9 protein-coding genes are annotated in these 13,092 nt (G+C 58.5%); 2 read left to right on the forward strand and 7 right to left on the reverse strand.

Features of this window, described 5'->3' with window-relative positions; genetic code table 11:
* Position 1: 1 nt before the first annotated feature.
* From DKW72_RS02100 to rhaM, 4 genes are all read right to left on the reverse strand, one after another.
* Positions 2-2,194 carry a bifunctional rhamnulose-1-phosphate aldolase/short-chain dehydrogenase gene (locus DKW72_RS02100; protein ID WP_111640647.1) on the reverse strand — a complete coding sequence of 731 codons (2,193 nt, stop codon included), beginning with the start codon at positions 2,192-2,194 and terminating at the stop codon, positions 2-4.
* A 253-nt stretch (positions 2,195-2,447) separates the two neighbouring features.
* Positions 2,448-3,233: a DeoR/GlpR family DNA-binding transcription regulator gene (locus DKW72_RS02105; RefSeq protein WP_111640648.1), complete on the reverse strand. Its 786-nt coding sequence runs from the start codon at positions 3,231-3,233 to the stop codon at positions 2,448-2,450.
* Between the two features lie 142 nt (positions 3,234-3,375).
* Positions 3,376-4,758 carry an FGGY-family carbohydrate kinase gene (locus DKW72_RS02110; RefSeq protein ID WP_111640649.1) on the reverse strand — a complete coding sequence of 461 codons (1,383 nt, stop codon included), beginning with the start codon at positions 4,756-4,758 and terminating at the stop codon, positions 3,376-3,378.
* A gap of 7 nt (positions 4,759-4,765) precedes the next feature.
* Positions 4,766-5,080 carry an L-rhamnose mutarotase gene (gene rhaM / locus DKW72_RS02115; RefSeq protein ID WP_111640650.1) on the reverse strand — a complete coding sequence of 105 codons (315 nt, stop codon included), beginning with the start codon at positions 5,078-5,080 and terminating at the stop codon, positions 4,766-4,768.
* Between the two features lie 233 nt (positions 5,081-5,313).
* On the opposite strand from rhaM, the gene DKW72_RS02120 reads away from it, so the two are divergent.
* Positions 5,314-6,651, forward strand: a complete 1,338-nt coding sequence (locus tag DKW72_RS02120) for an oligogalacturonate lyase family protein (protein ID WP_111640651.1) — start codon at positions 5,314-5,316, stop codon at positions 6,649-6,651.
* 57 nt (positions 6,652-6,708) lie between these two features.
* Here DKW72_RS02120 and DKW72_RS02125 read toward each other — a convergent pair whose 3' ends face one another.
* Complete coding sequence (locus DKW72_RS02125; protein ID WP_157960366.1) at positions 6,709-8,718, reverse strand: rhamnogalacturonan lyase; 2,010 nt, start codon at positions 8,716-8,718, stop codon at positions 6,709-6,711.
* Positions 8,719-8,778: 60 nt separating this feature from the next.
* Complete coding sequence (locus DKW72_RS02130) at positions 8,779-10,293, reverse strand: rhamnogalacturonan acetylesterase (protein WP_111640652.1); 1,515 nt, start codon at positions 10,291-10,293, stop codon at positions 8,779-8,781.
* 286 nt (positions 10,294-10,579) lie between these two features.
* On the opposite strand from DKW72_RS02130, the gene bglB reads away from it, so the two are divergent.
* Positions 10,580-11,686, forward strand: coding sequence for a beta-galactosidase BglB (gene bglB, locus DKW72_RS02135; RefSeq protein ID WP_111640653.1), 1,107 nt, complete (start codon positions 10,580-10,582; stop codon positions 11,684-11,686).
* 83 nt (positions 11,687-11,769) lie between these two features.
* Here the strand turns inward: bglB and DKW72_RS02140 are convergent, their stop codons facing one another.
* Positions 11,770-12,654: a sugar phosphate isomerase/epimerase family protein gene (locus tag DKW72_RS02140; protein ID WP_111640654.1), complete on the reverse strand. Its 885-nt coding sequence runs from the start codon at positions 12,652-12,654 to the stop codon at positions 11,770-11,772.
* Between the last annotated feature and the right edge of the window lie 438 nt (positions 12,655-13,092).

The raw sequence follows: 13,092 nt of genomic DNA on the forward strand, positions 1-13,092 counted from the left end.
CTTAGCGTAGGAAGGCTTCGTGCAGGCCGCCATCGACGGAAATAACCTGGCCGGTGGTTTTGCTCAACTGACCGGAAATCAGCAGGTAGGCGGCTTCGGCCTGGTCTTCTGGAGTAATGGGCTGTTTGGTCAGCGTGCGTTGGGCGTAGAAGTTGGCCAGCTTGTCGCGCAGTGCCTCAGACGTGTCGGACTCTTCAAACGCAATGTTGTATTTTACCAGAGAAGAAATCACTCGATCGCGCGGGAACATGGTGCTGCCTTGCACCACCGTCGCCGGCGCCAGACCGTTGACGTTGACCAGCGGCGCGTAGCTGACTGCCAGTTCGCGCACCAGGTGGTTGGCAGCGGCCTTGCTGGTGTCGTAGGACAGCGAGCCTTTCTTGGACACCGCCGCGTTAACGCTGGTGGTGAGCACAAAGTTGCCGTGGAAGTTCTGTTCGGCCCAGATTTTGTACGCTTCAGAGGCCACCACATAACCGCCTTTGACGTTAACATTGAAGCAGGTGTCAAAGTTGCGATCGTTCTTTTCGAAATCCGCGCCCTCGGCGGTAAACACACCGGCGGTGACGATCACATTGTCGATGCCGCCGTAGGCGAGCACGACTTGATCGAACAGCGCTTTAACGGACTTGCGATCGGTAATGTTGGTTTCCAGCGCGATAGCGGGACCGCAGCTGGAGATGCCGCTGCCGGCCACGCCGATACCCTGACCGTAGAGGTTGGTGAGCTCAGTCGCCGTTGATTCGGCTGCTTCCAGGCGAAGATCGGCGCATACTACGTGCCCCCCTTCTTTGGCGACCCGATGAGCCGTGGCCTTGCCGATACCGTCGCCGGCACCCACAACCACGACCACATTGCGCGCTTGAGTGGATTCCTTGGGCATGCGCTGGAGTTTGGCTTCTTCCAGCAACCAGTATTCGATATCAAAGGCTTCTTGCACCGGCAGGGCGATGTACTCGTCCACCGCCTCGGCGCCGCGCATCACTTCCAGCGCGCAGTTGTAAAACTCGGCGGTCACCCGGGACTCGGATTTGTTCTTGCCCCAGGCGACCATACCCACACCCGGAATCAGACAGATGGAGGGCGAAGACGGACGCAGTTTGGGGGAGTTGGCGTGCTTGCAGTTTTCGTAGTACGCGCGGTAATCCTGCTTGTATTGTTGCACACCGGCTTCGAGCAGGGCTTTAAGTTGCCCAATGGAATCCGTTTGCGGATCCCAGGCCACATACAGCGGTTTGATTTTGGTACGCAGGAAGTGGTCCGGGCAGGAGGTGCCCAGTTCGGCCAGGCGCGGCGCATCCTTGGCATTGACAAAACGCAGGATGGGATCGTCAGATTGTACGGTGGCAATCATCTTGCTTTCCGAGGCGATCAGGCCGCGCAGAAAGGGCAGAATCTCAACCAGTACCTCGTTGCGTTTTTCCGGTGCCAGGCTGCTGTACTGGGCGCCGCCAAAGGTCTGCTCGGCCTTGTCCTGGGCCTCAATATAGCGCGCGGCTTTTTCAATGATATCCAGGCTCAGCTTGTAGCAGTCCTTGCTGGTGTTGGCCCAGTTGATGACGCCGTGACCGGCCAGCAGCACGCCTTTGGCTTCCGGGTAGTCGGCACAGATCTGTTGCAGCTTGAGACCCAGGTCAAAACCGGGGCGTTGCCATTCCAGCCACACCAGGTCACCGCCCCAGATTTCTTCGGTCAGCTGCTTGGAGTTTTTGCTGGCAGCGATGGCAATGACCGAGTTGGGGTGCATGTGATCCACATGCTTGTAGGGGATAAACGCGTGCAGCGGGGTATCAATGGAGGTTGCACGGGGGTTCAGATTAAAAGTGGCATGGGTGTACATGCCCACCATGTCATCTTCTATCTGGGTTTTAGGGCCGTTGGGCGTGGTGTTGTTGTACATGGTCTGCAGGGACAGCAGTTTACTCATGTAGAGGGAGGAAAAGTTCTCAACTTTGGCGGTGCGCAGGTCGCCACCGGAGCCTTTTACCCAGAGTACCTCAACGGTTTCGCCGGTCAGAGGATCCTTCTCATCGATTTTGGCGGAAGTGTTGCCGCCACCGGTGTTGGTGATCCGCTGGTCCGCACCCAAGATATTGGAGCGGTATACCAGATTCTCCACCGGACTGAGCTTGTCGGCGACGGCGTCGTCCCACAAGTATTGCACATGTTGGTATTCATTGGGTTGGTAAGACATTGAGACTTCCTATACGAATTTGAGTATTTTCGATCCGTCCGATCGCAGTTGAGTCGGCAACACAGTCAATATAACTCTATTTTTAGCCAAATACAATCATTTTCAATCATTTCTGGTCCTGAGTTGGCAGTGATGAGGGGCCGGGAGTGCACTGTGGCGTATGGGTGTGTAGCGAGGGCGGTTCCAGAGGCGGGTCAGGGGCAGGGCAATGGGCTGGCACCTGCCGCCAGTGGTGGTGGCAGGTGCGCGGGAATCAGTCGCAGGCTTCGACCACGATGACTTCGATACCTTGCTGTTCAAAGTACTTGAGGGTCGCGCGATCGGCATTGCTGTCGGTGATCACGGCGTCGACGTCTGAGAGGGAGCTGAAAATCAGGTTGCCCTTGACGCCTATCTTGCTGCTGTCGGCCAGTACGATCAACTTTTCGGCGCGTTTACGCAGCTTCTGTTCGGCCAGGATCAGCAGTGGATCGGTTTCCATAACGCCCACTTCACTGATGCCCGGGCAGCCCATAAACATCTTGCTGCCGTGATAGTTCTGGGTGGTGTCGTTTTCGAAGGAGCTGAGGATGATGCTCTGCTTGCGGTAGACCTCGCCCCCCGGCAGGGTAATCTGGTTCTGGCTGCTTTCCAGCAGCTCGTGAGCCAACACAAAGGAGTTGGTTAAAATATTCATCTGCCGTTCTTGCAGGAACTCGGCCATCATAAAGGTGGAGGAGCCACCGTTGATGATGATGGACTCACCGTCAGCACACAGCTCAACCGCGCGCTTGGCAATCAGGCGCTTGGTCTGAACGTTTTTTTCCTTGTCAACCCAGAAGGATTTGCCGGAGATCTTGACCGCTGGCGCGACGGCGGAGGGAATCGCCTCGGCGCCACCGCGAATTTTTTTGATTTTGCCGAGTTCAGCCAACTTGTTCAGATCGCGGCGAATGGTGGCTTCCGATGAACTCAGCTGCTCGCACAGGATGCGCACACTGGCAAACTGGCTTTCATCCAGAAAATCCAAAATGAGTTGTTGCCGTTGTTTTTCCAGCATGCACCTGTTCCTGCGAAGATAAGAGAGGGGTGGTTTGGGCGCTAACGTAGCGCAAAATCTGTACAGGTAAGCATAATACTGACTTAATCGATCACAATCAATCAAATTTGCGGTGCGGTGATTGAAAGTGCCGGCACGGTCTCTAGGCGAGACGGGCGTACCAGCGCTGGCGGTAGTTTTCCAGGCCCTCGAAGGTGCTGGGTGGACAGGCGTTGAGTGCCAGCGAGCTGGCTCCGGATTCCGCACCGGTGAGCAACAATGCGCCCTGAACCGTGCCGGTGTCGTCACTGGACAGGTACAGGGGTTGCCCGGGCCGCAGTTGGGCGACCAGGGCGCACAGCAGCGGGTTCTTCAGGAAGCTGCCCTCCATATAGAGCGGGCCGTGTGCGCCCAGGTCGGTCAGGCGCTGGTCGATCATCAGGGCACAATAGAGCGTGGCAATGGCGCCAGGTGCAGGGGGCTGCTCGGGACAATGAAGGCCCGGCGGCTTACCGCCGAAAGGGCCGTTGCCACCGCTGAAATCGGGCGTGGCCATCCACTGCTGGTCGATCGCGTTCTGCACTGCCTCGGCGCTGACGGTTTCGCTCACATTACCGCCGAGGCGCTGACAGATTACCTCGTATTCGCGTCCCCCCATAAAGCGCGCGCAGGCGATGGGGTCGCTGTAGGCATCGCAGTTGGCGAGCATATCCCGCTGTTCATCCAGCCCCTCCAGCTGGCCCTGGGCCTGCATCAAAATGGTCCAGGTGCCGGTGGAAATCACGGTAAAGGGTTCGTTACTTTCGGCTTTGGCGTGCAGGTAACGCAGGTAGCTGGCATTGCTGTCGTGAATGCCCACTCGCAAACGGCAGTGCCCAGGTAGCCCGGTGCGTTCGGCCACGGCGGCGGATACGGTGCCGAGTTCAGCGGCGGCGGGCGCCAGGGGCGGAAACAGTGGCTGCCAACCGCAGGCGCCGACCAGACGGGAGTAGTCACGCTGACCCGGCGCCCAGAGGTCGGTGTGGCAACCGAGCGAGGTGACTTCGCTCGCCAGTTGGCCGGTCAGGCGCCAACCCCAGTACTGGGGGTACATCAGCAGGTGGCGGGCGCGGGCAAATTGTTCAGGAAAGCTTCGGCTTAACCAGAATACTTGCCGGCCGAGGTTCAGGCCGCAGGGCAGGTTGGGGGACAGAGTCTCCGCAAAGTCCGGTCGCAGGGCGTTGTACTCGGCATCCACAGTATTGATGCCCTCAAATTCGTAGTCCAGCACCGGCAGTACCAGGCCGTCGTCGTCAACGCCGGCCGGGTCGATCAAGGCGGCGGTGGCACCGTGGGTGGTGATCGCCATCTGGCTGATCAACCCCACCTTGTCAAAGCCCCGCAGGCTGGCGATCAGCCAGTCCCAGAGCCCGCTGATATCGGCGTGAGGGTAGGGGCCGTCGGCGCGCACCTGGTTGGGCCGGGTGCAGGTGTGCAGGGGCAGGCCCGCGTCGTCGGTAATAATGAGTTTGGCGTTGGTTTTGCCAATATCCAGAACTGCTTTCATGGGGCGCTCAATCCAGGTGAAACACGGGAGTCAGGTCAACGGACACCGGGCTGTTGTCGGTGTGGGTTTCCATGATGTCGGCCATATACTGCCACCAGGCTTTGACAATGGCGGTGTCGGGCAGCTGGCTCATACTGTGGTCGGGGCTGCGTTTGAGCACCGCAAACAACTGATGCGTGTCCGGGTGCAGAAATATTGAATAGTCAGACACCCCGGCCTGCTTGAGCTGGGCGGCCAGCTCGGGCCAGATATCGTCGTGGCGTTGCTTGTAGATCTCGGCTTGGCCGGGATTCAGTTGCATCACAAAGGCTATTTTTTCCATAGTCTTGGTCCTGCCGCAGGTCGGTTTTATCTGAACAAGTCCCTGGAATCATACCTTAATTCCAATCACTTGTGATTAAATTCTTCAACTTTATGATTGAATATGATTATATGTGCGCATGTCGGCCGAGGCTATTCGAGCACCTTTGGCGCTCAGCGCGCGCTTCGTCTCCTTGGCGGGCTTCCAATAATGACCACTGACGCGCGCTCAGTACTGACGAGAGAGGTAATCCCATGAACCGACGCGAATTGCTGAAAACCACCACCTTGGGCAGCGCCCTGTTTATGATGTCCGACTCACTGCGTGCAGCCACCCGCGTGAGTGAAGCGTCGACTGAGGGCGGTATTCCCAAGCGTTGGCGCGACCCGCTTAGCAATAAGGAGATTATCCGGCTCTCGGACCAGGACAACTCCAGGGCACTGTACTTCCATGACAACTCTTTTACCCGGGACAGCCGCTACACGGTCATGGATACCCCCGAGGGCATCGGCCTGTACGATTTTGTCGAGCACAAAACGAGCCTGCTGGCCGAGGGCAATTACGAAGTGATCATGGTGTCCAGAACCAAACCCATCTGCTACGCCCGGCGCTACCTGGGCGAGGTGAAAGAGAAGGACAACGACAACCTGTTCGAGAACGTCGAGTATTACGCCATTGATATTCCTACGGGCGAGGCACGCTTTATCGGGGTTTTCCCCAAGGGCTTTATTGTCACAGTCAACGCCGACGACACCCTGATGGCGGGGGCCTTCGCTACGCGTCTGTTTGAGTTGCAACCGGGTGAGCGCGTGGCCAATACCGACGGCGGTTATCACGCCCTGGGCCCGGACGGCAAACCCCTGAGTTTTGCCGCCGCCAAGGAGGTGCGTATGGCCGACCGTCTGGCTCAGCGGATTCCCATGGAGCTGTTTACCATCAATATCGAAACCGGCGAGCGCAAGGTGATTCTGGAATCCACCGAGTGGCTCAACCATGTGCAGTTTTCCACCACCGACCCGAATGTGCTGATGTATTGCCACGAGGGCCCCTGGCATATGGTGGACCGGATCTGGATGATCAACACCGACGGCAGCAACAAGCGTACCCTGCACAAACGCACCATGAACATGGAAATTGCCGGGCACGAGTTTTTTTCCTACGACGGCAATAAGGTGTACTACGATCTGCAAACCCCTCGCGGAGAAAGCTTCTGGCTGGCCACCTACGATTTAACCACCCACAAGCGCCAGCAGTTTCATTTGCAGCGGAATGAGTGGTCGGTGCATTTTCAGATTTCCTACGACGGCAAGTGGCTGGCGGGCGATGGCGGCGACAGCGAAATGGTGGCTCACGCAGAGGACGGCAAATATATTTACCTGTTTGAGGCCGAAGTGATTGACGATCTGGGAGTCAGTGCGCCCAATGCGGATGAATTGATTCGCCCCGGGCGGCTCAAGAGCACCAAACTGGTGGATATGCGCAAGCACGACTATCGGGTTGAGCCTAACGTGCAGTTTTCACCGGACGGTAAGTACCTGGTGTTTCGCTCCAATATGCACGGGCCGATTCATACGTATGCGGTAGTGCTTTAAGCGAGGCACTGGTTTCAGTGCCTCGCTTTTCTTTACGCACGGTTGTGCAAATCGGTGTTACTCGGCCTTGACTACCCGTCGCGCCGGGTTGGGCGGCGTGTCCATGCCGTGTCCGAGGAAAAAGCTCGGATGCGGCGGCTGGTTGTAAGCGGTATTCTGCCAGGCAATGGCGACCCGGTACTGGGTGTCGTGCATCAGCGTCGTCAGGCTGTGTTCGGTGGGAATGGGTGTCGAATAGATACGCAGGGAACGATTGTCTTCGGCGCGCAGGATCACCTCTTCACGCCAGTCGCCCAAGATATCCGCCGACAGCGATGGCGTCGCCTTGGTGCCGTTGTTGGAGAGGGTGCCGGTGGCTTCCAGCAGTGGCACGGTGGTGTTGGTGTGCCAGTCCCACTTGGAGATGGTGGTGTCATCGAGGATTTCACGCAGCAGGTCGCCGTCCCACCAGATCGCAAAATTCACCTGACGCGGACGGGTGTCGGCGATCACTTCGCCCTTGGCGTTGTACAGGTTGTTGGAGTTGGTCGCCCAGGCTTCGGCGCCGGGGTGGCGAGGGTCGATATCGATGGCGACGCCTCGACCAACATCCTTTTCGGCTGGGGTACTCCACAGGATTTTACCGTCGGACAGGCGCAGCATGGCCGAACCGATGCCGCCGCTATCACGCATGCTTTCGTACACCCCAAAGGCCTCCAGACCGGGGTTTTCCGGATTCAGATTGCTGACGTGCAGAGCGTCGCCGTGGCCCAGGCCCGTGGTCCACTTGGGGGAGCCGTCGTGGTCGATGGCCATGGCGCCGTAGACAATTTCATCCTTGCCGTCGCCGTCGATATCGGCAATGGACAACTGATGGTTACCCTGACCGCCAAAATTCTCGGGCATGTCCGGCGCCGAGGAGTCGAATACCCAACGGGTACTGATCTTGCCGTCGCGGAAGTCATAGGCGGCTACCACAGTGCGCGCATAGTAGCCGCGCGCCATAATCACACTCGGGCGCTCGCCATCCAGATAACCGACCCCAGCCAGGTAGCGCTCGGAGCGGTTGCCGTAGCCATCGCCCCAGATGTCTTTCATTTCTTCAATGCTGGGGTTGTCGTTGCCGGGTGCGCGTTGGGGGATATAGGGCACAGTGTCCAGTACCCGGCCGGTGCGGCCATCGAACACGGAAAAATATTCCGGGCCGGTGAGGATGCGACCTTTCAATTGGCCCATTAACCGCCCGTCGGAGGTGACCACTGAGCCGGTGCGGTCGCGCACCTCGGTTTTACCGCCGTCGGATACCCAGTTGGCCTCCGGATCGCCGATCACATGGCCCTGACCATCGATGGTGCCGTCGGCGGTTTTCATAGCGATTTGAGCCATGCCGTCGCCGTCAAAGTCGTACACCATAAACTGGGTGTAATGAGCACCGGAGCGGATGTTGCGCCCCAGATCGATGCGCCAGAGTTTTTCACCGTCAAGCGTGTAGGCGTCGAGAAAGGCGTTGCCGGTGTAACCGCCCTGGGAGTTGTCCTTGGCGTTGGTGGGGTCCCACTTGAGAATGATTTCGTAGCGCCCGTCGCCGGTCAGATCGCCGACACTGGCGTCATTGGCGGTGTAGGAATAGTGCTCGCCGTCCGGGGTCACGCCATCGGCGGGCGGCGTCAGCGGGATCTCCAGGTAGCCTTGTTGCCAGGCCTCGGTGCTGGCTACCGACTGTTGATCCAGGTGGAGTTCATAGGCATCCCCGGGGGCGCCTTCGCGGTCGAGAAAGTTGGTGTGGTTGCCTGCGGTGGCGACTCGGTTACCGTTACGGTAGAGGCTGAAGTTCAGGGATTCATTGTCGCCATAAAGTCGGCGCCAGGACACCAATATGCCTTCGGGCCCGGGCACGGCCAACAAGCCTCGATCCAGATGTTCAATCTGACGTGCCAGCGGAGTGTCGGCGGGCGCGGCGCTTGACGTCGCGCTCGTGTTGGTGGGGCTCTGGTTGTCGGCGCTGCAGCCTGCCAGGCTCAAGGCCAGAGGCAGAGCCAGGTAGGCCAGGCGTGTGCGACGCCCACTGGGAGTGCAAGGTTGATTCATATATCTCTCTCTTTGTTATGGTGAAGAAAACGTCTACGCCTGAAACTGGCAGGTTCAAATTTACAGGCCCAGTAGCGGTTTGAGCGCCTGGGCCACCAGCTCGGCATTGAGCTCGGCACCGGCTGCGCTGGTGTGGGTGTGATCATTGGCAAACAGCTCGGTTACCCGCTCGGGGCCCAGTTGGTCGTAGCGCTGGGCTACCTGTTGGTGTAGATCGATAAAGGCGCTTTGGCTTTGAAGGGCGACCTGCCGGGCCCAATCCGGGTAGGAATCCTCGGCGCGAATCAGCGCATCTCCTTGCCAGCGATTGCGGGGAATGGGAGAGCAGATCACCACGGTGATGCCTCGGGCCTTGGCCTCGCCGACATAGCGGCGCAGATAGCCGCCGTAGCTGTAGACCGTTTCGGGCTCGCCGGTGAGCCGGTTGTCGATCTGTTGGTAGTGGGGGCCGATGCCCCGCAGCGTACCCCGGGCACGGCTGTCGTCGTTGATGGCACCGGCGTCATTGTGGCCAAACTGCAACACCAACACATCCCCCGGTTGCATCATGTTCAGGGTGCGCGTCCAGTAGCCCTGAGTATAGTAGGTACGGCTGCTCAGACCGCCGACTGCACGGTTGACGACGTTGACCCGGCCGGTATCCAGGTATCGGGCTAGAAAATCGCCCCAGCCCCACTCGCCATTAGCACCGTCCCCGGCGCCGTTGCGCACGGTGGAGTCACCGATCAGAAACACCGAGCGCTGGTCGGCCCGGGCGCGCATGGGCAGGCGCAGCCAAGTGGTTATGTCGGCATCCAGAGCGCGGCCCCGGTCGTTAAGCAGGTCATCCCAAGGGTTCGGGCGCAGGCCGCGCGCCGCGCGAATCACCTGCTCGGCATGGAGTAGGGCACCGGCGCGATTAAAGTGGGTGTGATCTTTTGGGTAAAGCGCTGCCACAGCGTCCTGCCCCAAGGCTTCAAGTTGGTCGGCGACCAGATTCGTCAGATCGATAAAGCCCGTGTTCTGTGCCAGGGCTACTTCATAGGCCCAGCGCCCGTGGTCGTTGTGGCGCCGCAGGCGGCCATCGCTGTGCCACCGGTTGCGCTGAGTAGGAGACAGTAAAAGGGGCGTGGCGCCCTGGGCGCGCACGTCGGCAATCATGGTGCGCAGGTAGTGGCCAAAGGTGTAAACGGTTTCCGGCTGGCCGGTCAGTTGGTTGTCGATGGCTTGGCTCTCATCGCCGGTACCGGGCAGGCTGCCCCGGGCGCGGGTCGTATCGTTGACCGGACTGGCGTCGTTGTGACCGAACTGAATAACAACGATATCTCCGGGCCGCAGGTCGTCCAGCAGTGTTTGCCAAAGGCCCTCGGTAATAAAGGTGCGGCTGCTGCGTCCGCCTCGGGCGCGATTGATCACCTGGGCGCGGTCGGTATCGATATACTCTTCCAGCACCGCTGCCCAGCCCTGCTGATCGGGGTTGTTATAGCTGGCGGCGGTGGAGTCCCCAGCGATAACAATGCGGGGCAGGTTTGGCTGGGCAAGGCTGGCGGGCGCGAGCAGAATCCAAAAAAGCAGGCAGAGGCAGCGGATTGTCATGGCGGTACACTCATTATCGTTGTTAGGCAGGCTACGGGGCGCTGGGTAGCCGGGTCACTATTCCAATCACTTTTATAACATGCCTGAACAGTTATGACCAGTTGTGATTGAATATGATCGACATTGTCGAGTGGAGCTGGTATGCTTAGCGCTCAGCGTGAGCCGCGCCCCGTAGAGTCGGCGCCCGGCCCGGCAATCAGGTCGTAGATCTGAATACTAACTGCATCCACCAAGCCGCGTGGAGTCTTTGGTCTAATAAATCTGTAGCAATAAATGAGAGTGTTTTATGGTTAACACAGTACACGGCATCGAGCGCAGCGATGTGCAGCAAACCATCGATAAACTGATCGACAACCTGGTCAACATCAAGGATACCAGCGGCGAGTTTCTCCTGCGCCTGGATGACGGGCGGGTGATCGACACCAAGGGCTGGAACGACTGGGAGTGGACCCACGGTATCGGTCTCTACGGCCTGTTGAAGCTGTGGGACATTACCGGCGATGAAAAACCCTTGCAGGTCATGCAGGACTGGTTCAAGGACCGTTTTGCGGCTGGCACCCCAACCAAAAACGTCAACACGGTATCCCCGTTTTTGACGTTGGCCTATTTGGCCGAGCGCCTGGATGAGCGCAGCTACTTGCCTTACCTGGATGTGTGGGCCGAGTGGATAATGCGGGATATGCCGCGCACCGAGGAAAACGGCCTGCAGCACATCGTGTTCAACTCAGAGAACCATCAGCAACTGTGGGACGACACCTTGATGATGTCGGTGATGCCACTGGCCAAGATCGGCCTGCTGCTGAACCGCCCCGCCTACGTTGAAGAGGCCAAGCGCCAGTTCATGCTGCACATCAAGTACCTGGCGGATCGCAAGACCGGGCTCTGGTTTCACGGCTGGACCTTTGACGGCCGCCACAACTTTGCCGATGCCCTGTGGGCGCGCGGCAACTGCTGGGTGACCATCGCCATTCCCGAGTTTATCGAGCTGTTGGATCTGCCCGCGGATGATGGTTTGAGAATGTTCCTGGAGGAGACCCTGGACGCCCAGGTCAAGGCCTTGGCCGAGTGTCAGCATGAAGATGGCCTATGGCACACACTGCTGGATGACAGCGACTCCTACCTGGAAGCCTCTGCCGCGGCGGGTTTTGCCTACGGTATTCTCAAGGGTGTGCGCAAAGGCTACTTGTCGGCCGAGTACGAACCGGTTGCGCAAAAAGCCATTAGCGCGGTACTGGCCAATATTTCCGATGACGGCGAGTTGCAGAATGTGTCTTTTGGTACGCCGGTATTTGATGACCTGCAGGGCTACCGGGATATTCCCCTGACGTCCATGCCCTATGGTCAGTCCATGGCGATTCTGGCGTTGGTTGAATACATGAACAAGTATATCTGATCGTTCGCCGCCGCCTGGCGTGGCGGCGCCCGAGCGAAACGCCCCTAAAGCGCCGACCCTTGGTCGGCGTTTTTTATGGGGGATCAGGGGTTAGCTGACAAGTGCTCTTCAGCCTGTAGCCAGGCGGCGCGCAGGTTGGTGAATGCCAGCGCGGCGCTATCGGGCCCCGCGTCTTCCAGCAAAATCGGTACATGTTGTTTTCCGGCCTTGATCAAGCGGGTAAAGACACCCACCCAATCCATGACACCGGTGCCGGCGGGCAGGTTGTCGCGCTTGCGGGGACTGCCAGCAATCGAGTCCATCACAAAATCCTTGGCGTGCAAGGCGATGATCTTGTCGCCGAAGGCGTCAAAGCATTCATCCAGAAAAGCCTCCATGCTGTCGAGTCCCTTGGGTGGCACCAGATTGACCGGATCGAAAATAATGCCCAGCGCGGGGGAGTTTACGTGGTCGAGCACGCGCCGGGCGTGGGTGGCGGATGCCACTGCATGGGTTTCGGCCACCGGTTCCAATCCCACGCGCACGCCGCTCTGAGCCTCGGCCGCCTTGCTCAGACGCTGAATGCCCGCGAGTGCTACCTGGAAGGCCTGTTCGCGACCGTCGGGGTGATGCAGGTAAGGGTCCGGAGAGCCGGTTTCCGTGCCGACGATGGTGCAGTTGAGTCGGCCGGCCATGGCCACATGCGCCTCAAATCGTTGCAGTTCCAGCTCGCGAGCCTGATCGTCGGGGGTAACCATGTCGATATAGCAGCCGAGTACCGCAATTGAAAGGCCGTTTTTATCGAAGTGGCCGCGTATCTGCTCCAGCTCCCCTGGTTTGAAGTCTGACGGCCACAAATGGCCCTCGGGCAGCGCTTTAGCGAGTGCCAACTGTACGCAGGCGGCGCCTGATGCGGCGATGGAAGGTGCGAGCTGCTCTGCAGGCTTGGGTCCAAAGTCGTGGGCGCGTAGGCCAAGTAAAGGTTTCATAGATCTACCAAAAGTGAGTGGGTGTGGCGGGACTGACCCGGCGTGTGTGTTATAGCGGGAGACAATAACAGAGGGGTGATCTGATTGTAAATGATTGCCTATGATTGATGCGTGGGTGGTCTGCGCACGTCTTTGATGCAAGGTCAAGAAATGGCCAAGTTTCTGGGTCTCCAAGGGATACCGACTTAAATTCCTGTGAAAATAGCCAAAAATCCATAAATAGTAGCGATATTACATCAGTTTCCTGAGGGGTATACGAGATCAGCTCTTGGCGTATTCGACCGTTAGAGCTTTTCTCCGCGTGTAAAATACCGGTGGATTGGGCCTGGACTGCAAGATGTGGCGAGACAATGAGTCAACATCCATGAAAGAAAATGACTATCAATGAATGAAAATGATTGACTGGGTTCGTGAGGCGTTTTAGTATTGGGGTTGTAC

This window comes from Marinimicrobium alkaliphilum, assembly GCF_003259155.1.
Lineage (GTDB): Bacteria > Pseudomonadota > Gammaproteobacteria > Pseudomonadales > Cellvibrionaceae > Marinimicrobium_A > Marinimicrobium_A alkaliphilum.

What these genes read in the sequence shown, in the direction of transcription:
- DKW72_RS02105 (WP_111640648.1), bottom strand. Translation starts at nt 3,233, where the DNA reads ATGCTGGAAAAACAACGGCAACAACTCATTTTGGATTTTCTGGATGAA.
- DKW72_RS02140 (WP_111640654.1), bottom strand. Translation starts at nt 12,654, where the DNA reads ATGAAACCTTTACTTGGCCTACGCGCCCACGACTTTGGACCCAAGCCT.
- DKW72_RS02110 (WP_111640649.1), bottom strand. Translation starts at nt 4,758, where the DNA reads ATGAAAGCAGTTCTGGATATTGGCAAAACCAACGCCAAACTCATTATT.
- bglB (WP_111640653.1), top strand. Translation starts at nt 10,580, where the DNA reads ATGGTTAACACAGTACACGGCATCGAGCGCAGCGATGTGCAGCAAACC.
- DKW72_RS02100 (WP_111640647.1), bottom strand. Translation starts at nt 2,194, where the DNA reads ATGTCTTACCAACCCAATGAATACCAACATGTGCAATACTTGTGGGAC.
- DKW72_RS02130 (WP_111640652.1), bottom strand. Translation starts at nt 10,293, where the DNA reads ATGACAATCCGCTGCCTCTGCCTGCTTTTTTGGATTCTGCTCGCGCCC.
- DKW72_RS02120 (WP_111640651.1), top strand. Translation starts at nt 5,314, where the DNA reads ATGAACCGACGCGAATTGCTGAAAACCACCACCTTGGGCAGCGCCCTG.
- DKW72_RS02125 (WP_157960366.1), bottom strand. Translation starts at nt 8,718, where the DNA reads ATGAATCAACCTTGCACTCCCAGTGGGCGTCGCACACGCCTGGCCTAC.
- rhaM (WP_111640650.1), bottom strand. Translation starts at nt 5,080, where the DNA reads ATGGAAAAAATAGCCTTTGTGATGCAACTGAATCCCGGCCAAGCCGAG.